Origin of the sequence: Paucibacter sp. JuS9, assembly GCF_044043925.2 — a bacterium.
Classification (GTDB): domain Bacteria; phylum Pseudomonadota; class Gammaproteobacteria; order Burkholderiales; family Burkholderiaceae_C; genus JAUASW01.
Window position 1 is genome coordinate 506,775 of record NZ_CP194172.1, and the last position, 19,226, is coordinate 526,000.

Below are 19,226 nucleotides of genomic sequence, written 5' to 3' on the forward strand. Positions count from 1 at the left end.
TCGATGGAGTTTTCTGGAAAGGGGGGGATTGTCGCCAGTGGCCGATGCGGGCCCGAGGCTCAGCGGAAGTCACGGCTGCCCAGCACCAGCCGACCCAGCAGCGGCGAGAGGTCTTCGAAGTCGCGGGCCAGCAGGTGCTGGACGCCACCGTCGCCGCGCTGCCATGTGCCGCGCACGGCCAGCAGCCGCGAGCCGAGGATGGTGGAGCGATGCGCGGCATAGACATCGGGCCAGACGATCACCTGTACCGCGCCGGTTTCGTCTTCCAGCGTGATGAACAAGGTGCCCTTGGCGGTTTGCGGCCGCTGGCGGCCGGTGACCATGCCGCAGGCGCGAGCGCTGCGGCCGCTCGGCCAGCGCTTCAATTGCTCGGCATTCTTCAGGCCGCGCCGGGCCAGGCGCTCGCGCAGGAGGGCCAGCGGATGGCTGCGCAAGGTGAGGCCCAGCGAGCGGTAGTCCCACAAGACCTCTTCGCCTTCTGCGGCTTCAGGCAATTGCAATTCGGCTTCATCCACCGTGGCTTCGCGCAGGAGCGGCGGCGCGCGGCGCAGGGCGGAGGCCTGCCAGACCTGCTGGCGGCGGTGGCCGGCGAGCGACATCAAGGCGTCGGCGGCGGCCAGCAGCTGCATCTCGCGCTGATCGAGCTGGGCGCGCAGGGCCAGGTCTTGCGCGTCTGCAAACGCGCCGTCTTGCTCGCGTGCTTTCTCGATACGCTCGGCCGCCGCATCCGACAAGCCCGACACCAGGCGCAAGCCCAGGCGCACGGCAGGCTGCTCCTGGCCTTCGCGCAGTTCCAGCGTGCTGTCCTTGTTGCTGCAGCTCACGTCGGCCGGGCGCACCTCCACATCGTGCCGTTGCGCGTCCTGCACCAGCTGGCTGGGCGTGTAGAAGCCCAGCGGCTGCGAGTTCAAGAGGGCGCACAGAAAGGCCGCCGGTTCATGGCACTTGAGCCAGCTCGACACATAGGTGAGCAATGCGAAGCTGGCCGCATGCGACTCCGGGAAACCGTAGGACGAGAAGCCCTTGATCTGCTTGAAGATGCGCTCGGCGAAATCATCCTCATAGCCGTTCTTGCGCATGTTCGTGATGATCTTCTCGTAGAAGCGCTCCAGGTCGCCGGGCCGCTTCCAGGCCGCCATCGCGCGGCGCAGCTGGTCGGCTTCGCCGGGGCTGAAGTCGGCCGCGATCATCGCGACCTGCATCACCTGCTCCTGGAAGATGGGCACGCCGCAGGTGCGCTCGAGGGCGGCCTTCAGTGCCTCCTTGGGGTAGTAGATGTCTTGCGGCTTCTTGGCGCGGTTCTGCAGATACGGATGGACCATGCCGCCCTCGATCGGGCCGGGCCGCACGATGGCGACCTCGATCACCAGGTCGTAGAACCTGCGTGGGCGCAGGCGCGGCAGCATGGACATCTGGGCCCGGCTCTCGATCTGGAACACGCCCACGGTGTCGGCCTTGCAGATCATGTCGTAGGTGGCCTGGTCGTCCTGCGGAATGCTGGCCAGCTCTATATCGCGCTGGCGCAGCTGGCGGTAGAAATCGAAGCAGCGGCGGATGCAGGTGAGCATGCCCAGCGCCAGCACATCGACCTTCATCAGGCCGGCGGTGTCGAGGTCGTCCTTGTCCCATTCGATGACGGTGCGCTCGGGCATGGCCGCGTTCTCTATCGGCACCAGGCGCGAGAGCGGCCCCTGTGTCAGCACGAAGCCGCCGACATGCTGGCTCAGGTGGCGCGGCATGCCGACCAGTTGGCGGCTCAGCACCACGAGCTGGTTCAGGCGCCGGTCTTGCGGATCGAGCCCCAGCTCCTCCTGCAAGGCCTGCAGCCGCGCCGGCGGCAGGGCCTGGTCGGACCAGCCGCTGTGGTCTTTCGCGAGGGCCTCGACCAGGGCCTCCTCCAGCCCCAGCGCCTTGCCCACATCGCGGATCGCGCTGCGCGGCTGGTAGCGGATGACGGTGGCCGCTATGGCCGCGCGGTCACGGCCGTACTTGCGGTACAGGTACTGGATGACCTCCTCGCGCCGCTCATGCTCGAAGTCCACATCGATGTCTGGCGGCTCGTTGCGCTCCCGGCTGATGAAGCGCTCGAACAGGAGCGTGCTGTCGGCCGGATCGACCGAGGTGATGTAGAGGCAGAAGCAGACCACGCTGTTGGCGGCCGAGCCGCGGCCCTGGCAGAGGATCTTGATGGAGCGGGCGTAGTCCACGATGTCGGCCACGGTCAGGAAGTAATGCTCGTACTTCATCTCCGCGATCAGGGCCAGCTCATGCTCGACGCGCTCGCGCCACTTCTCGCCGCCGTCCTTCGGCCAGCGCTTCTTCATGCCGGCTTCGGTCAGCGCGCGCAGATGGCTGGCCGGCGTGGCACCCTCGGGTATCACCTCGCTGGGATAGTGGTAGCGAAGCTCGTCGATGGAGAAGCTGCAGGCATCAGCCACGGCCAGCGTCTGGGCCAGCAGGTCGGGCGCGTAGAGCTGGGCCAGGCGCAGCTTGCTGCGCAGATGGCGCTCGGCATTGGGCTGCAGGTCGAGGCCGCATTCGGTAATGGGGCGGCCCACGCGCACCGCTGTCAGCACGTCCTGCAAGGCCTTGCGCGAGCGGCGGTGCATGTGCACATCGCCGCTGGCCACCAGGGGCAGGGCCGTGGCCTCGGAGATGCTGCGCAGACGCTGCAGCCAGCGCTCGTCGCCCAGCTCCTGCAGGAGCTCCACGGCGATCCAGGCGCGGCCGGTGAAATGGCGCAGCAGCCAGCCGGCCTGCTCCAGCAGCTCGGCATCGCTGGCGGCGCGGCGCGGCACCAGCAGGGCCAGGCAATCGTCCAGCACATGTGGACGCAGGTCGGACCAGTTCAGCCGGTACTCGCCCTTGGTGGCGCTGGCGCGGCGCAGGCCGGTGATGAACTGGCAGAGGTTGCCGTAGCCGTTCATATTGCGGGCCAGGATCAGCAGCTTGAAGGCGGGCTCGCCGCTGGCATCGCGCAGCAGGAATTCGCTGCCGATCAAGAGCTTGGGCAGGGGCAGGCCCGCCAGGTGTTCGGGCGGATCGTTCTTCAATCGTCGCAGATGGGCATGGGCCCGCACCACGCCGGCCAGCGAGCATTCATCGGTGATCGCCAGCGCCTCGTAGCCGAGTTCGGTGGCGCGCTCGACCAGCTCGTCGGGGTCGGAGGCGCCGCGCAGGAAGCTGAAACTCGAGAGGCAGTGCAGCTCGGCATAGGCTGGCCGGCCGACCAGGTTCTCTTCGTCGGACGATTGCGGCGAAAAGTGAGTGGCGCCAGTCATGCGAACACCCCGTGCAGATACCAATGCGAGCGCTCGCCGCCCAGGCGCTCGTGGAAGATCCACAGCAATGCCTGCTCGGGGTTGCGGGCCAGGTAGTAGTCGCGCTGCTGATGCCCGGCCTCTTGCAGGCCCGGCTGGCCCCACCAGCCACCCTCGATGCGCTGCGGCCCGGCCAGCATCTGCAGCTCGCCGCGGTAGAGCGGCTTGTCGTGATGGGCGAGCAGGCGCTGCGGTGGCTCGACCAGCCAGGTGGGCTGGGGCTGCAGTGGCGGCCGAGCCTTGGCCGCAGGCAAGACCTGGCCCCAGGGCAGCCAGTCCTGCATGCATTCGAGCCGGTGGTCTTCGCGCGGCACGGCGCGGCGCACATGCTGGGCGCCTAGGCGAACGGCCAGCCTTTCGAGCAATTGATTGGCCGGCTCGCGCGCCTGCTCGGGGCCATCGGCCAGCAGGGAGTCGCTGACGAGCTGCAAGGGCTCGATGCTGTCCGCGCTGAGGCGCAATTCGCCGGCCGGTGCGGCCAGTTGGGTTTGCGCCAGGTGCTCGCCGAGCAGGCGGCGCAGATGGGTGAAGTCGCGCGTGCTGTCGGCCGTGCCCAGCTGCAGCTCGCCGCCGGTGCCGGCCTCGCGCGGGCGCATTGCATCGTGCTGCCAGGCCAGGGTCAGGCGCTTGATGCCGGCGTGGCGTGCGGCCAGCCAGGCGCACAGCTGGCGCAGGAGCGGCTCGCTGTAATGCAGGAGGGCCGGCGCATGCTCGATGCGGAAAGGCAGCTCCAGCCGCGCACTGAAGCGCTCGGGCGCCTGCACCCACTCGTGCGCCTCGGGTGCGAGGCCATAGGCCTGGTCCAGCGCCGCGAGCAGCTTCGCGCCAAAGCGCCGCGCGCTGGCGCCGCGTGGCAGGCCGCGCACGTCGGCCAGGCGGCGGCAGCCCAGGCGCTCCAGCATGGGCGCTTCGGCGGCGGCAGCGCTGAGGCAGGCCAGCGGCAGCGCATCCAGCAGCTCGGGCAGCGGCCGGGCAAAGCCATTGAGCACGCCGCCGCGTGCCAGCGCCAGCGCGCCCAGGCTGGTGGGCGCCCAGGCCAGGCCCGCCAAACCGAGGCCCAGCGCCTGGGCTTCGCTCAGCAGGCGGCGATGCAGGGCCCGCCGGCCGCCGAACAGGCGCAGGCTTGCAGCCACCTCCAGCAGCACTGCCTCTTCCAGCAAGGCCACGCGCGGCGTGAACTGCAGCGACCACCAGGCCAGGGTCTGCTGCAGATCGGCCGGGGCGGGCTCATTGCAGGGCCGCAGCGCGAGCCAGTGCGGACGCGGGCTCATGGCCGGTCTCCAGGTTCGGACGAGTTGCGGCTGCACGCGGCGGCAGCAGCAGGCGTGGCGCCAGCATCTCGGCCAAGGCATCGGGCACGGCCGGCAGCCTCAGCGCCTCTTCCAGCGCCGGGCCGCGCCGCTTGAGGATTTGCAGCTCCAGGCACCAGGACGCGCCGCTCGCCAGCAAGAGGCGCAGGGGCGCGGCCGAGGATTGAAGCTGCGCCGCCAGTGGCCGGAACAGGAAGACCGGCGCATTGGACGCCAGCGCTGCCGCCTGCAGCCGCCTGATCTGCTCCGGCCGTGCCGCCGGCAGCCAGGCCAGCAGGGCCGCAGCGGCGTTGGCCTTGATCGCCTGCTCGGTGGCCCACAGCGCCTGCTCGGCTTGCGCCGGGGCTATCCAGACCAGCTGCTTCTCGCTCAGGCCATGGGCCAGGAGGCCGGGCAGATGCGGCGCATACGGAGGATTGATGAGAAGCACGGGGCGAGCGGTCGGTGCAACCGGTTTGCTCTTCTTCCTGGACTGCTGCCGTTGTTGTGGCTGCTGATGCTGCGGCAGCTGGCGCTCTTTCAGCAGCCCTCGCAGCGCCGGCCCGAGCAGCCGCCATTCGGCCATGCCGCCTTGCGCCTGCAGGATTTCGCAGACCGAGCGGGTGGGCCAGCCACCGCCGGGCAGCTCCGCATCGAGGGCGGCAAAACCGCTGGAGATGCAGGGGCTGACCGAGCTGCCCAGGCTGGCCGCGCGCCACAGCCGCGGGTCGGCCAGCAGCGCCTCGGTGGGCGAGGCGGGTTGCTGCAGCGGGGGAAAAAGACCGGGCAATGGCGCTGAGGCCGTGACCGGGCGGGCGAGGAGGGCGGGCATGCTTGAATACTGTATGAACGTACAGTATATGGGTCAGAAAGCAGCCCGCAAGCCCCTGCCGATGCCAATTGCGTCACAGCTCCTCACCGCTGTGGGCGCATTGAAACCAAGGGTTTACTTGGTATCGTCATAATGCGGGAAAACCCTCAATTCCTGGACGCATGAGCTTGCAAGCTTCCGACCCCTGGCCCGCGCTGCCTACCAAGCGGCTGCTGCTGCGCGCGCCGCAGCCGGCCGATCTGGAGGCGCTCTACGAGATCCAGTCCGACCCGGTCAGCCAGCGCTTCAGCGCCAGCCCCATGCCCGGCTCGCGCGAGGAGGTGATGCAGCAACTGGATGACTGGCTGGGGCACTGGCAGGCGCATGAATTCGGCTACTGGGCGATTGCGCTGCGTGAGCAGCCCGAGGAGCTGCTGGGCTTTGGCGGCCTGATGCTGCGCCAGGTGGCAGGCCGCCAGGGCCTGAACCTGTACTTCCGCTTCCGTCCGCAGGCCTGGGGCCAGGGCTATGCGGCCGAGATGACCCAGGCCGCGCTGGCCCTGGCCTTCGAGCAGCAACAGGCCGACGCCGTGCTGGCGGTGGTGCAGCCGGCCAACATGCCTTCCCGCAAGACGCTGGAGCGCGCCGGCCTCAGGCTCAAGGGCTCATTGGCCAATGTGCCGGGCCAGCCGGCCGACCTGCTCTACGAGATCGCGGCGGCCCACTACGCCGAGATGCCACGCCTGCCGCCGCAGGCCACGCCGTTCGGCGCTTGAGCGCTGGCCTTGCTTCAGCTGGCACCGAAGCGCCGCAGCGCCGGCAAGTCCATCACCCGCAGGCCGCCATAGTCGATGCGGATCAGCCCGTCTTCCTGAAGCCGTTTCAAGGCCTGGTTGACACGCTGGCGCGACAGACCCACCAGATAGCCCAGCTCCTGCTGCGTGATGCGCAGGAGCGTGCCCACGCCGGGATAGAGCTGCGGATGGAAGAGGGCGGCCAGGTTGCGGGCCACGCGCAGGTCGGGGTCGCTGCTGCGGTCGATCTCGCGGGCGGCGATGAACTGGCCGAGCCGCTCGTTCAGCTGGTTGATGACGAAGCGGTTGAAGGCAATGCTTGTTTCGAGCAGCTCATGGAAGCTCTCCAGCGGCAGGCCGGCCACCACGCTGCGGCGCAGGGCCTGGATGTTGTAGCGGTAGACCTCGCGCTTGAGCAAGGTGCCCTCGCCGAACCAGCCGCCCGGCGGCACGCCGGTGAAGGTGATGGCCTGGCCGGTCGAGTCGTCGTTGCTCATCTTCAGCAGGCCATCGATCACGCCGAACCAGAAGTTGGCCGGCTTGCCGATGCGGCAGACCCGTTCGCCCACCTCGGCCTCCGCCACCTGCAGTTGCTGCGCCACCCGGTCGCGCTGGGCTCTCTCCAGCACGGCCAGCCAGGGAATGGCGGCCAGCTCGGCGTCGGTGGCTGGCCGGGCCCGCTGCCGCAGCGGTGTGCCGCGGGCATGGCTCAGGGGGGCGGCATCGGCGCTCAGCGGGACGAATTCATAGCTCATGCTTGTTGACGTGAGGCTGACAGCAAACCCTGGTGAAAACCTGGGGCCGGGATAGCCCTTGAATTGTCGTTGCAACGACAGGCAGGCGTCAAAGTGAAGCCTAGGATTGCTGCATTCGAGGACCCAACGCTGACTTTTCGGCGCAACAGGATGTCCCGCAGGAGACACGCTTGACGACGACCTTCCCGCGTCTGATGCTCGAACATGCCAGGCAGCGCCCTGACGCCGCTGCCTTGCGTGAGAAGGAATACGGCATCTGGCAAGCCACCAGCTGGGCCGAGTTGGCCGAGCTGGTCAAGGCGCTGGCGCATGGCCTGCACCAGGCCGGCCTGCGGCATGGCCTGCACCTGGTGGTGGTCGGTGAGAACCGGCCGCGGCTGTCGGCCGTGATGCTGGCGGCCCAGTCGCTGGGCGCGATTCCGGTGCCGCTCTATCAAGACGCGGTGGCTGCCGAGTTCATCTTCCCCCTGTCGAACGCCGAGGTCGCGTATGCGGTGGTCGAGGACCAGGAGCAGGTCGACAAGCTGCTGGAGATCCGCGAGCAATTGCCGCTCCTGCAGCACATCTGGTTCGACGACCCGCGCGGCCTGCGCAACTATGACGAGCCGGGCCTCTCTCCGCTGGATGCGCTGATCGCGGCCGGCCGGGTCGAGGCGGCCGCTCATCCGCAGCTGTTCAACCAATGGATCGAGGCGGTCAAGGACAGCGATACCGCCGCGATGTTCTTCACCTCGGGCACGACGGGCAACCCGAAGGGCGTGATTCACACGCATGCCACCTTGATCGACCGCGCCCAGGCCGGTGCCCGCTTCGACAAGCTCACCAGCAACGAAGAAGTGTTGGCCTATCTGCCGCCCGCCTGGATTGGCCAGAACGTCTTCAGCTATGCGCAGTGGCTGGCCTGCGGCTATGTGGTGAACTGCCCCGAGTCGGCCAGCACGGTGTCCATCGACCTGAAGGAGATCGGGCCGAGCTACTACTTCGCGCCGCCGCGGGTCTTCGAAGGCTTGCTGACGACCGTGATGATCCGCATGGAAGACGCTTCTGCGCCCAAGCGCTGGCTGTTCAAGCGCTGCATGACGCTGGCCAACCGCGTTGGCCCGGCGCTGATGGATGGCTTGCCCGTAGCGGCGCTGGACAAGCTCAAGTACGCCCTGGGCAACCTGCTGATCTACGGCCCGCTGCGCAACACGCTCGGCTTCTCCCGGGTGCGCGTGGCCTACACGGCCGGTGAGGCCATCGGCCCCGATCTGTTCAGCTTCTACCGGTCCATCGGCATCAATCTGAAGCAGCTCTACGGCTCGACGGAAACAGCCGTCTTCGTCTGCCTGCAGCCTGACAACGAAGCCAGGTCGGACACCGTGGGCGTGCCCATCGAGGGCGTTGAAATCAAGCTGCTGGACAGTGGCGAGATCCTGGTGCGTTCGCCTGGCCTTCTCAAGGGCTACTACAAGAATGACGCGGCCACGGCCGAGGTGCTGACTGCCGACGGCTGGTACCACACAGGCGACGCCGGCTTCCTCGATGCCTCGGGGCATCTGAAGATCATCGACCGGGCCAAGGATGTGGGCCGCATCGTCGGCGGCACGAACGACGGCGCCATGTTTGCGCCCAAGTATGTGGAGAACAAGCTCAAGTTCTTCTCGCACATCAAGGAGGCCGTGGCCTTTGGCGACCGGCGCGAGAAGGTCTGCGCGTTCATCAACATCGACTTTGATGCCGTGGGCAACTGGGCCGAGCGCCACAACCTGCCCTATGCCGGCTACAACGACCTGGCGCAGAAGCCCGAGGTCTACGAACTGATCCGCGAATGCGTGGAGAAGGTCAATGCCGACCTGGCGCAGGACGAGTTGCTGGCGGGCAGCCAGATCACCCGCTTCCTGGTCCTGCACAAGGAGCTGGATGCGGACGATGGCGAGCTCACGCGCACCCGCAAGGTCCGCCGTGGTGCGATTGCCGAGAAGTACGCGGTGCTGATCGATGCACTGTACGAAGGCAAGAGTTCGCAGTTCATCGAGACGGCGGTGAAGTTCGAGGATGGGCGCTCGGGCTCGGTGTCTGCAGATTTGAAGATCGTTGATACGAAAACATTCGCACCAGCGCGGAGGGCCGCCTGATGAGCGCGAAGAAAATCGGCGAGGTCATCCTCGAGGTCAAGAACATCTCGCTGGCCTTTGGCGGCGTGAAGGCGCTGACCGACATCAGCTTCGATGTGCGCGAGCATGAGATCCGCTCCATCATCGGCCCCAACGGCGCGGGCAAGAGCTCGATGCTCAACTGCATCAACGGCGTCTATCACCCGACGCAGGGTTCCATCAGCTTCAAGGGTCAGACCTTCAAGCACATGAACTCGCGCCAGGTGGCCGAGATGGGCGTGGCCCGCACCTTCCAGAACCTGGCGCTGTTCAAGGGCATGAGCGTGCTGGACAACATCATGACCGGCCGCAACCTGCACATGAAGAGCAATCTCTTGCTGCAGGCCTTGCGCTGGGGTCCGGCCGAGCGCGAGGAAATCGCCCAGCGCGAAAAGGTCGAGCGCATCATCGATTTCCTCGAGATCCAGGCCTACCGCAAAACGCCGGTCGGCCGCCTGCCCTATGGCCTGCAAAAGCGTGTGGACCTGGGCCGCGCGCTGGCGATGGAGCCGCAAGTGCTTTTGCTGGACGAGCCCATGGCCGGCATGAATGTGGAAGAGAAGCAGGACATGTGCCGCTTCATCCTCGACGTGAACGACGAATTCGGCACCACCATCGTGCTGATCGAGCATGACATGGGCGTGGTGATGGACATCTCGGACCGCGTCGTCGTGCTCGACTACGGCAAGAAGATCGGCGACGGCGCGCCCGACGAAGTGCGCCGCAATGAAGACGTGATCCGGGCCTATCTCGGCACTTCGCACTGAAGGCAGGGACGCACTGATATGGGATTCCTTATTGAAACAGTCTTCGGCGGCCTGATGACGGGCATGCTGTATTCGCTGATCGCGCTGGGCTTCGTCCTGATCTTCAAGGCCTCGGGCGTCTTCAATTTCGCGCAGGGCGCGATGGTGCTGTTCGCTGCGCTGGCCATGGCTCGCTTCGCGGAATGGATTCCGAAGCTGCTCGGCTTTGAAAACGCCATCCTGGCCAACATCCTGGCCTTCGTCGGCGCTTGCCTGGTGATGGTGGCCGTGGCCTGGTGCGTCGAGCGTCTCGTGCTCGGCAAGCTGGTGAATCAGGAAGGCATCACGCTCTTGATGGCCACGCTCGGGATCACCTACTTCCTGGAAGGCCTGGGCCAGAGCCTGTTCGGCAGCGACATCTACAAGATCGACGTGGGCATGCCCAAGGATCCGGTCTTCCTGTTCGAGAAGACCTTTGAAGGCGGCGTGCTGGTCAACAAGGAAGACCTGTATGCAGCGCTGATTGCTGCGGTGCTGGTCGCGCTGCTTGCGCTGTTCTTCCAGAAGACCGCGACAGGCCGCGCCCTGCGCGCCGTGGCAGACGACCACCAGGCCGCGCAGTCCATCGGCATTCCGCTCTCGCGCATCTGGGTCATCGTCTGGAGCGTGGCCGGCTTCGTGGCCCTCGTGGCCGGCATCATCTGGGGCAGCAAGCTGGGCGTGCAGTTCTCGCTCTCGCTGGTGGCCTTGAAGGCGCTGCCGGTGGTGATCCTTGGCGGCCTGACTTCGGTGCCGGGCGCCATCATCGGCGGCCTCGTGATCGGCGTGGGCGAGAAGGTCTCGGAGGTCTACCTTGGCCCGATGTTGGGCGGTGGCATCGAGATCTGGTTTGCATATGTGTTGGCGTTGGGATTCCTCCTGGTGAGGCCGCAAGGTCTCTTCGGGGAAAAAATCATTGATCGCGTATGAACGCGAGCAATGATTTTTCAGAGCAGGCTAACTTGGACTTGTCCAAGTTAAGCGCCGACAGGCGCGGCCGGAACTAAAAGATCATGGATAGGGACGAGCATGCTTTACCGTGAAAACGGCCAGTTCAAGACCTCCTACCGCGCGGACAACGCGGTCTTTCCGATCCGCCAGGACCAGGTTGCGATCGCGCTGATCCTGCTGCTGGCCTTTGTGGTGGTCCCGGCCTTCGCCTCGGAATACCTGTTCCGCGCGATCCTGATTCCCTTCCTGATCCTCTCGCTGGCGGCCCTGGGCCTGAACGTGCTGGTGGGCTATTGCGGGCAGATCTCGCTGGGCACCGGTGCCTTCATGGCCGTGGGCGCCTATGCGGCCTACAACTTCCAGGTCCGCATCGAAGGCATGCCGCTGATCGCCTCGCTCCTGTTGGGCGGGCTGGCATCGACCGTGGTCGGCGTGTTCTTTGGCGTGCCCTCCTTGCGCATCAAGGGCCTTTATCTCGCCGTCGCGACGCTGGCCGCGCAGTTCTTCTGCGACTGGGCCTTTCTGCGCATCTCCTGGTTCACGAACAACTCGGCCTCGGGCAATGTCTCGGTCTCCAATCTGCAGGTCTTTGGCTTTTCCGTCGAGTCGCCAGTGCAGAAGTATCTGTTCTGCCTAGTCTTCGTCGTCGTGTTCGCCACGCTGACCAAGAACCTGGTGCGCTCGGCCATCGGCCGCGAATGGATGGCGATGCGCGACATGGATGTGGCCGCCAGTGTGATCGGCATCCGCCCGGTCTACGCCAAGCTCAGCGCCTTTGCGGTCAGCAGCTTCATCGTCGGCGTGGCCGGCGCGCTCTGGGGCTTTGTGCACCTCGGTTCCTGGGAGCCGGCCGCCTTCTCGATCGACCGTTCGTTCCAGCTGCTCTTCATGGTCATCATCGGGGGGCTGGGCTCCGTGATGGGGGCCTTTTTCGGCGCGGCCTTCATCATCATCCTGCCGATTCTGTTGAGCCAGCTGCCGCACTGGCTGGGCATCCCGATTGCCACTGAAACCTCCTCGCACCTGGAGTTCATGGTCTTCGGCGCGCTGATCGTGTTCTTCCTGATCAAGGAGCCGCATGGGATAGCGCGGCTCTGGTCCACCGCGAAAGAGAAGCTGCGGCTGTGGCCCTTCCCGCACTGAGTGCCTACCTACCTTCCTTCTTGAAACCACAAAGCGCGCCACGAGCACGCACAACCGGAGACAGCAAGATGACGACACGACTCAAGTCCCTGGCCCTGATGGCCGCGGTCGCCGCCGCCGGCCTGGCCACTGTGGCTACCGATGCCCTGGCCCAGGCCAAGGAGCAGTTCTTCCCGGTACTGGTCTACCGCACGGGCGCCTACGCGCCCAACGGAACGCCCTGGGCCAATGGCTATGTGGATTACCTCAAGCTGGTGAATGCCAAGGGTGGCATGAACGGCGTCAAGATCACCTACGAGGAATGCGAGACAGGCTATGCCACCGACCGTTCGGTGGAGTGCTATGAGCGGCTGAAGGGCAAGGGCGCGACCTTGTTCCAGCCGCTTTCCACCGGCGCCACCTTTGCCCTGACCGAGAAGGCGCCCGGCGACAAGATTCCCCTGATCACCGCCGGCTACGGCCGCAGCGAAAGCCAGGACGGCGGCATCTTCAAGTGGAACTTCCCGCTCCTGGGCACCTACTGGGTCGCGGCCGACGTGTTGCTGCAGCATGTGGCCAAGAAGGAGGGTGGCTGGGACAAGATGAAGGGCAAGAAGGTCGCCCTGGTCTATCACGACAGCCCTTACGGCAAGGAGCCTATCCCTCTGCTGCAGGAGCGCAGCAAGCTGCATGGCTTCGAGCTGCAGCTGCTGCCGGTGACGGCGCCCGGCGTCGAACAAAAAGCCACCTGGCTGCAGGTGCGGCAGAGCCGGCCCGACTATGTCTTCCTCTGGGGCTGGGGCGTGATGAACTCCACCGCGCTGAAGGAAGCGCAGGCGACCGGTTATCCGCGCGAGAAGATGTACGGCGTCTGGTGGGCCGGCGCCGAGCCTGATGTGAAGGATGTCGGCGATGGCGCCAAGGGCTACAGCGCCGTGACCATCCAGCATGGCGCCGAGCCGCAGGCCAAGGTGGTGCAGGACATCCTGAAGGAGCTGCATGGCAAGAACAACGGCACGGGCCCGAAGGACGAAGTCGGCCAGGTGCTCTATATGCGCGGCCTCTTGTCGGCGATGCTGGGTGTCGAAGGCGTCAAGCGCGCGCAGGAGCGCTTCGGCAAGGGCAAGGTCATGAACGGCGAGCAGGTGCGCTGGGGCCTTGAGAACCTGGCGCTCGACCAGAAGAAGCTCGATGCCCTGGGCCTGGCCGGCGTGATGCGCCCGGTGTCTACCTCGTGCGCTGACCACATGGGCTCCAGCTGGGCGCGCGTCCACACCTGGGACGGCAAGAAGTGGAACTTCGTTGGCGACTGGTACCAGGCCGATGAACAGATCATCAAGCCGATGGTGAAGGCGACGGCGGAGAAGTATGCGGCAGAGAAAAAACTCACGCGCCGCACCCCGCAAGACTGCCAAAGCTGATTGATCAAGCACGAGGACTCCTCGGAGTCCTCTTTGAAGCGTCGCGTGCGGCGCTTCAAAGAGTTGAAGGACACCCATGAGCAATATTCTTCTGAACGTCAACGGCATCGAGGTCATCTACAACCATGTGATCCTGGTGTTGAAGGGCGTGTCCTTGCAGGTGCCCGAGGGCGGCATCGTCGCGCTGCTGGGCGGCAATGGCGCGGGCAAGACGACGACGCTGCGCGCCGTGTCCAACCTCCTGGCCGGTGAACGTGGCGAGGTCACCAAGGGCTCGATCGAACTGCGCGGCGAGCGCATCGAGAAGCTCTCCACCGCCGAGATGGTCAATCGCGGCGTGATCCAGGTGATGGAAGGGCGCCACTGCTTCGCCCACCTCAGCATCGAAGAAAACCTGATGACCGGCGCCTACACCCGCAAGGACGGCAAGGCTGCAGTGAACGCGACGCTGGAAAAGGTCTACAACTACTTTCCCCGCCTGAAGACCCGCCGCACTTCGCAGGCCGCCTACACCTCCGGCGGCGAGCAGCAAATGTGCGCCATCGGCCGCGCCCTGATGGCCAACCCCAAGATGGTCTTGCTGGATGAGCCTTCGATGGGCCTGGCGCCGCAGATCGTTGAAGAGGTGTTCGAGATCGTCAAGGACCTGAACAGCAAGGAAGGCACGACCTTTCTGCTGGCCGAGCAGAACACCAACATGGCGCTGCGCTATGCCGACTACGGCTACATCCTGGAGAGCGGCCGCGTCGTGATGGACGGCGAGGCCCGGGCCTTGCGCGAGAACGAGGACGTCAAGGAGTTCTACCTCGGCGTCGGCGGTGGCGACCGCAAGAGCTTCAAGGACGTGAAGAGCTACAAGCGCCGCAAGCGCTGGTTGGCCTGAAGGAGTACCGCATGAGCGATGGAGACTTCTTCGCACCACCGCCGTTCAAGCCGGACGAAGCATTGCAGCGGCTGAAGCGCGATCTGCGCGAGCTCGGGCTGGCCGAGCGGGAAGGGCGCTTCGAGCGCAAAGGCATGGTGATGGCACGGGCCGCCGTTGACGGCACGCAGTTGCGAGTCGCCCTGGTCAAGCGTCCTTCGCGCACGCCGGAGTGGAATGAAAAGCTGCTGAAGGACAGCGCCCAGCTGCGCGATTTCGTGGCCTTGGTGAAAAAGAGCCTGGCGGGGTGGAGCAATGGCGACGAGTAAGTTCTACGACGCGCTGGAGACGCGCGAACCGGCGGCGCGCGAAGCAGCCCTGATGCAGGCGCTGGCCGGGCAGGTCCGTCATGCGCGCGCCTGTACCGATGCCTTTGCCGAGCTGTTGGCAGCCGCGCCCGATCGGGTCGACAGCCGTGCCGCGCTCGCTGCCCTGCCGGTGACCCGCAAGCACGAGCTGCTGGCCCGCCAGCAGCACGCCAGGCGCGCTGGGGGCAACCCGTTTGGCGGCTTCTCGGCCATCGGCTGGGGCCCGGCGCGGCGCGTGTTCCAGTCACCTGGAACACTTTATGAACCCGAAGGCTCGCGTGCCGACTACTGGCGCATGGCGCGTGCCATGCATGCCGCAGGCTTTCAGGCCGGCGAGCTCTTGCACAACAGCTTTTCCTACCACCTGACGCCAGCCGGCTCGATGATGGAAACAGGCGCCCATGCGCTGGGTTGCACCGTCTTTCCCGGTGGTGTCGGCAACACCGAATTGCAGCTGCAGGCCATCCATGAACTTCGGCCGCAAGGCTATGTGGGCACGCCCAGCTTCCTGAAGATCATGCTGGACAAGAGCGAGGGCCAGGCCCTGTCCATCCGCAAGGCCATGGTCAGCGGCGAGGCCTTCCCGGCTTCGCTGCGCGACTGGCTGATCGAGCGTGGCGTGCAGGGCTACCAGTGCTATGCCACGGCCGACATCGGCTTGATCGCCTATGAAACCTCGGCCCGCGAAGGCCTGGTGATCGACGAAGGTGTGATCGTCGAGATCGTCCGCCCCGGCACCGGCGACCCCGTGCCCGAAGGTGAGGTGGGCGAACTGGTCGTCACCACCTTGAACCCCGACTATCCGCTGATCCGTTTCGGCACCGGCGACCTCTCGGCCATCCTGCCGGGCGCTTGCCCCACGGGCCGGACCAACCAGCGCATCAAGGGCTGGATGGGCCGGGCCGACCAGAGCGCCAAGGTCAAGGGCATGTTCGTCCATGCCTCGCAGATTGCCGAGCTCTTGCGCCGCTTCCCCGAGGCGAAGCGCGGCCGCCTGGTGGTTGAAGGCGAGATGGCCAGCGACCGCATGACGCTCAAGCTCGAAGTGGCCGAAGCCGCCGAAGGCCTGGCCACTCGGGTCACCGAGGCGCTGCGCGACATCACCAAGCTGCGCGGCGACGTGCAGCTGATGGCGCCGGGCAGCCTGCCCAACGATGGGCGCGTGATCGAGGACCTGCGCAAGTTCGACTGACTGAGCGCCGCAGTGCCGCGCCCGGCGTTCACTTCGACTCGAGGTCGATGGTCTTCGCGGGCTGCCCCTTGTCGTCGAACATCTGGATGCTGGGCTTGCCTTCGGGCGTGACCATCAGCAGCATGCGCGGCTGGCCCTTGGCATCGCTGAGCATCAGGGCCGAGGACTTGCCGGGCGTGGTGCCCAGGCGCACGCGATTGGCGGCCAGCAGGCCCTTGTCGCGCAGGTCCTGGATGGCGGCCTTGCGAGCCTCAGGATCCATCTTGCGGATCTCGGCCATGCGCGCGCTGCGCTGCTTGACGTCCATCTGCAGACCGTCGGCCTCATCGTTGATGACCAGCGTGCTGGTGGCCGTGCCGCCCTGCTCGGCATGCAGCAGCTGGATCACCTGGTCCTGACGGAAGCGGTCGAAGGTCAGGCTCAGGCCGGCGTTGACCTTGCCATCGGGGCCGACGAAGCCCTTCTGGATGAAGCCTCCGTTCTCGGTGCCCTCATCATTGATGAACAGCATGCCGGCCTTGTCGGCACGGTCCGGGCGCGCCCCCTCCTTGCCCTGCTGGAAGTCGCCGGGGTACTGCGCCTTGTTCGAGATCACCATGCGCAGCGTGCCATCGGGCTCGCGCACATTGATCCGGCCCACGTCGATCTCCTCGAACTTGGCCGGCGGTGCCTTGGCGCCGGTCAGCAGGGTGATGGCGATGATGGCCGTGGCGCTGGCGGCGGCGCCGCTCAGGAAGCTTGCTGTCTTGCTCATGGTTCTCCTGCCTCTGTGGATTGATAACGGCGCGATTGTGCCGATGCTCCACAAGGCTTCGCAGCGATATTCGACAGACTGCAGATGGGCCCGACAGGCCGAGCAGCTCAGCTCATGCGCAAGGGAATCGTCACCGGCCCGTCGTTGACCAGGCTCACCTGCATGTCGGCCCCGAACTCGCCGCTCTGCACGTCCGGGTGCAGCCGGCCCGCACAGGCCAGCGCATGCTCATAAAGATGACGGCCCAGCTCGGGCCGTGCGGCGCCTGTGAAGCTTGGCCGGTTGCCGCTGCTGGCGTCGGCGGCCAGCGTGAACTGCGAAACGATGAGCAGGCCACCGCCCACGTCCTGCACGCTGCGGTTCATCTTGCCGGCCTCGTCAGAGAAGATGCGCAGCTTCAGCACCTTGTCGATCATCTTCTCGGCCAGGGCTTCGGTATCGATCGGCTCGGCGCAGAGCAGCAGCAAGAGGCCCGGGCCGATGCTGCCGACGGTGGTGCCGGCCACATCGACGCGGGCTTCGCGTACGCGTTGAATCAGTCCAATCAATGCTGGTTCCCTTTGGGAGAGATGCGGGTGGCAGGGGCCGGGTCGAGCCAAGCGGCACCCATGGATCCGGCTTTGCCGGGCCATTGGGTGCGCCCCCTTGAGGGGGAGCGCGAAGCGCCTCGGGGGTGGGTCATATCAAGTCCTTGGGGTCGTCGAAGTGGGCTTCCACATCCATCGGCAACAGCTGTATGGTGGCGCGCAGACCGGGCACGGCCCTCATCAGGGCCTGCTCCACCGAGGCCCGCACGGCGGCGGCGCGGCCCAGCGTCCAGTCGCTCGGCATATGCATGTGAAGGTCCACGAATCGGCGCTGGCCGGCGCTGCGGCTGACCAGGTGGTCGAAGCGCACCGTGTGATGGCGAAAGTCCTCCAGAACCGCGTCGATGCGGGCCAGGGATTCGGCGTCCAGCGCCTCGTCCATCAGGCCTTGTGAGCTGCGCCAGACCAGCGCAGCGCCTTCGCGCAGGATGTTCAGGGCCACCAGCACGGCCAGCAGCGGGTCCAGCCACAACCAGCCGGTGAGCATCACGCCCAGCAGGCCCGCCACGACACCGGCCGAGGTCCAGACATCGGTGAACAGATGGCGGGCATCGGCCTCCAGCGCCATCGAGCGATGCTCCCGGGCCTTGCGCAGCATGGCCCAGGCCAGTGCGCCATTGATGACCGAGCTGACAACGGCCAGCCCCAGCCCCAGGCCGAGGGACTGGACCGGCTGCGGGTCAAAGAAGCGGTGGCCTGCGGCCCACAGGATGCCCAGCGCGGCGGCGATGATCAGCACGCCCTCGAAGCCGCTGGAGAAGAACTCGGCCTTGTGGTGGCCAAAGGGATGGTCATCATCAGGCGGCCGCGCCGCCACCGTGACCATGGCCAGTGCAAACATTGCCCCGGCCAGGTTGACCAGGGACTCCAGCGCGTCGGCCGCCAGGCTGACCGAGTCGGTCCACCACCAGGCCGCTGTCTTCAGGGCGATGGTGAGCAGGGCGACGGCCACCGACAGCTTCAGATAGGCGCTTACTTGCATGGCGGCGATTGTCGCTGGCGCCCGCCTACAATCTTTGCGAACCCTCAGCTTTCCCCGTTGCCGCCATGAAAAACGAGCCCAATACCTCGCTGGGTGCCCACGCCACCGATGTGTCCCATATCGCGCCGCGCGAGAAGGCCGAGATCCTGTCGCAGGCGCTGCCCTATATCCGCAAGTTCCACGGCAAGACCATCGTCATCAAGTACGGCGGCAATGCCATGACCGACCCGGCCCTGCAGCAGGATTTTGCCGAGGACGTGGTGCTCCTGAAGCTCGTAGGCCTGAACCCGGTGGTGGTGCATGGCGGCGGGCCGCAGATCGAGGACGCGCTGAACAAGCTCGGTAAGAAGGGCCACTTCGTGCAAGGCATGCGCGTGACCGACGCCGAGACCATGAGCGTCGTCGAATGGGTGCTGGGCGGCGAAGTGCAGCAGGACGTGGTGGGCCTGATCAACGCCGCCGGCGGCAAGGCCGTGGGCCTGACCGGCCGCGATGGCGCCATGATCCGCGCCAAGAAGCTCAAGATCGTCGACAAGGACGACCCCAACAAGGAACACGATGTGGGCCAGGTCGGCGACATCGTTTCCATCGACCCCAGCGTGGTGAAGGCACTGCAGGACGACCAGTTCATTCCCGTCATCAGCCCGATCGGCTTCGGCGAGAACAACGAGAGCTACAACATCAATGCTGACGTCGTGGCTGCCAAGCTGGCCACGGTGCTGCGCGCCGAGAAGCTCCTGATGCTGACCAATATCCGCGGCGTGCTGGACAAGGCCGGCGAGCTGATGACCGAGCTGACGCCGCGCCGCATCGATGAGCTGGTGGCTGACGGCACAATCAGCGGCGGCATGATCCCCAAGATTGCCGGCGCGATCGATGCGGCCAAGAGCGGCGTCAATGCGGTCCACATCATCGATGGCCGCGTGCCCCACGCCATGTTGCTTGAGATCCTCAGTGACCAGGCCTACGGGACGATGATCCGATCTCATTGAGATCACCCCCGGTTAACCCCTCACTTCAAACTGGGGGGCTGGGCAATTTCTCCGGGTGGATGCGCATTGTGTCCACTCACTTGCTGCCGAGAATCGCTGTTTCCCT

The 19,226-nt window shown here is 66.1% G+C and carries 17 protein-coding genes; 10 read left to right on the forward strand and 7 right to left on the reverse strand.

Annotated features, from left to right (window positions below; genetic code table 11):
- Window positions 1-59: 59 nt before the first annotated feature.
- From ABT392_RS02175 to ABT392_RS02185, 3 genes are read right to left on the reverse strand one after another with little or no spacing between them, the layout of a single operon-like run.
- Window positions 60-3,281 (reverse strand): error-prone DNA polymerase, encoded by a 3,222-nt coding sequence (locus tag ABT392_RS02175; protein WP_395386775.1) that lies wholly within the window; start codon window positions 3,279-3,281, stop codon window positions 60-62.
- Window positions 3,278-4,591: a Y-family DNA polymerase gene (locus tag ABT392_RS02180; RefSeq protein ID WP_334278471.1), complete on the reverse strand. Its 1,314-nt coding sequence runs from the start codon at window positions 4,589-4,591 to the stop codon at window positions 3,278-3,280. Before ABT392_RS02180 ends, ABT392_RS02175 begins: the two co-directional genes overlap by 4 nt.
- Window positions 4,548-5,441, reverse strand: coding sequence for a recombinase RecA (locus ABT392_RS02185; RefSeq protein ID WP_334278472.1), 894 nt, complete (start codon window positions 5,439-5,441; stop codon window positions 4,548-4,550). The genes ABT392_RS02180 and ABT392_RS02185 overlap by 44 nt, the downstream gene beginning before the upstream one ends.
- A 161-nt stretch (window positions 5,442-5,602) precedes the next feature.
- On the opposite strand from ABT392_RS02185, the gene ABT392_RS02190 reads away from it, so the two are divergent.
- A complete protein-coding gene (locus ABT392_RS02190) occupies window positions 5,603-6,196 on the forward strand; it encodes a GNAT family N-acetyltransferase (RefSeq protein ID WP_464970891.1) in 594 nt (197 codons plus the stop codon).
- A gap of 14 nt (window positions 6,197-6,210) precedes the next feature.
- Here ABT392_RS02190 and ABT392_RS02195 read toward each other — a convergent pair whose 3' ends face one another.
- Window positions 6,211-6,969: a Crp/Fnr family transcriptional regulator gene (locus tag ABT392_RS02195; RefSeq protein ID WP_334278474.1), complete on the reverse strand. Its 759-nt coding sequence runs from the start codon at window positions 6,967-6,969 to the stop codon at window positions 6,211-6,213.
- A 170-nt stretch (window positions 6,970-7,139) separates the two neighbouring features.
- On the opposite strand from ABT392_RS02195, the gene ABT392_RS02200 reads away from it, so the two are divergent.
- From ABT392_RS02200 to ABT392_RS02235, 8 genes are all read left to right on the forward strand, one after another.
- Window positions 7,140-9,086 carry an AMP-dependent synthetase/ligase gene (locus ABT392_RS02200; RefSeq protein ID WP_395386773.1) on the forward strand — a complete coding sequence of 649 codons (1,947 nt, stop codon included), beginning with the start codon at window positions 7,140-7,142 and terminating at the stop codon, window positions 9,084-9,086.
- On the forward strand, window positions 9,086-9,871 hold the full coding sequence (locus ABT392_RS02205; RefSeq protein WP_334278476.1) for an ABC transporter ATP-binding protein: 786 nt from the start codon (window positions 9,086-9,088) through the stop codon (window positions 9,869-9,871). Before ABT392_RS02200 ends, ABT392_RS02205 begins: the two co-directional genes overlap by 1 nt.
- 18 nt (window positions 9,872-9,889) lie before the next feature.
- Window positions 9,890-10,819, forward strand: coding sequence for a branched-chain amino acid ABC transporter permease (locus ABT392_RS02210; RefSeq protein WP_395386772.1), 930 nt, complete (start codon window positions 9,890-9,892; stop codon window positions 10,817-10,819).
- 99 nt (window positions 10,820-10,918) lie between these two features.
- Window positions 10,919-11,983: a branched-chain amino acid ABC transporter permease gene (locus ABT392_RS02215; RefSeq protein WP_334278478.1), complete on the forward strand. Its 1,065-nt coding sequence runs from the start codon at window positions 10,919-10,921 to the stop codon at window positions 11,981-11,983.
- A gap of 68 nt (window positions 11,984-12,051) precedes the next feature.
- The gene (locus ABT392_RS02220; RefSeq protein ID WP_395386771.1) at window positions 12,052-13,383 is read left to right on the forward strand and encodes an ABC transporter substrate-binding protein; all 1,332 of its coding nucleotides are present in this window, start codon (window positions 12,052-12,054) and stop codon (window positions 13,381-13,383) included.
- A gap of 76 nt (window positions 13,384-13,459) precedes the next feature.
- Window positions 13,460-14,266: an ABC transporter ATP-binding protein gene (locus ABT392_RS02225; RefSeq protein ID WP_334278480.1), complete on the forward strand. Its 807-nt coding sequence runs from the start codon at window positions 13,460-13,462 to the stop codon at window positions 14,264-14,266.
- An 11-nt stretch (window positions 14,267-14,277) separates the two neighbouring features.
- Complete coding sequence (locus tag ABT392_RS02230; protein WP_395386770.1) at window positions 14,278-14,574, forward strand: hypothetical protein; 297 nt, start codon at window positions 14,278-14,280, stop codon at window positions 14,572-14,574.
- The gene (locus tag ABT392_RS02235) at window positions 14,561-15,805 is read left to right on the forward strand and encodes a phenylacetate--CoA ligase family protein (RefSeq protein WP_395386769.1); all 1,245 of its coding nucleotides are present in this window, start codon (window positions 14,561-14,563) and stop codon (window positions 15,803-15,805) included. The genes ABT392_RS02230 and ABT392_RS02235 overlap by 14 nt, the downstream gene beginning before the upstream one ends.
- 28 nt (window positions 15,806-15,833) lie before the next feature.
- On the opposite strand, the gene ABT392_RS02240 is transcribed toward ABT392_RS02235, so the two are convergent.
- From ABT392_RS02240 to ABT392_RS02250, 3 genes are all read right to left on the reverse strand, one after another.
- Window positions 15,834-16,559 (reverse strand): hypothetical protein, encoded by a 726-nt coding sequence (locus ABT392_RS02240; protein ID WP_334278483.1) that lies wholly within the window; start codon window positions 16,557-16,559, stop codon window positions 15,834-15,836.
- A 107-nt stretch (window positions 16,560-16,666) separates the two neighbouring features.
- Window positions 16,667-17,107 (reverse strand): D-aminoacyl-tRNA deacylase, encoded by a 441-nt coding sequence (dtd, locus tag ABT392_RS02245; protein WP_395386768.1) that lies wholly within the window; start codon window positions 17,105-17,107, stop codon window positions 16,667-16,669.
- A 130-nt stretch (window positions 17,108-17,237) separates the two neighbouring features.
- Window positions 17,238-18,128: a cation diffusion facilitator family transporter gene (locus ABT392_RS02250; protein ID WP_395386767.1), complete on the reverse strand. Its 891-nt coding sequence runs from the start codon at window positions 18,126-18,128 to the stop codon at window positions 17,238-17,240.
- Between the two features lie 65 nt (window positions 18,129-18,193).
- On the opposite strand from ABT392_RS02250, the gene argB reads away from it, so the two are divergent.
- Window positions 18,194-19,120, forward strand: a complete 927-nt coding sequence (gene argB / locus ABT392_RS02255; RefSeq protein WP_334278486.1) for an acetylglutamate kinase — start codon at window positions 18,194-18,196, stop codon at window positions 19,118-19,120.
- Window positions 19,121-19,226 lie beyond the last annotated feature (106 nt).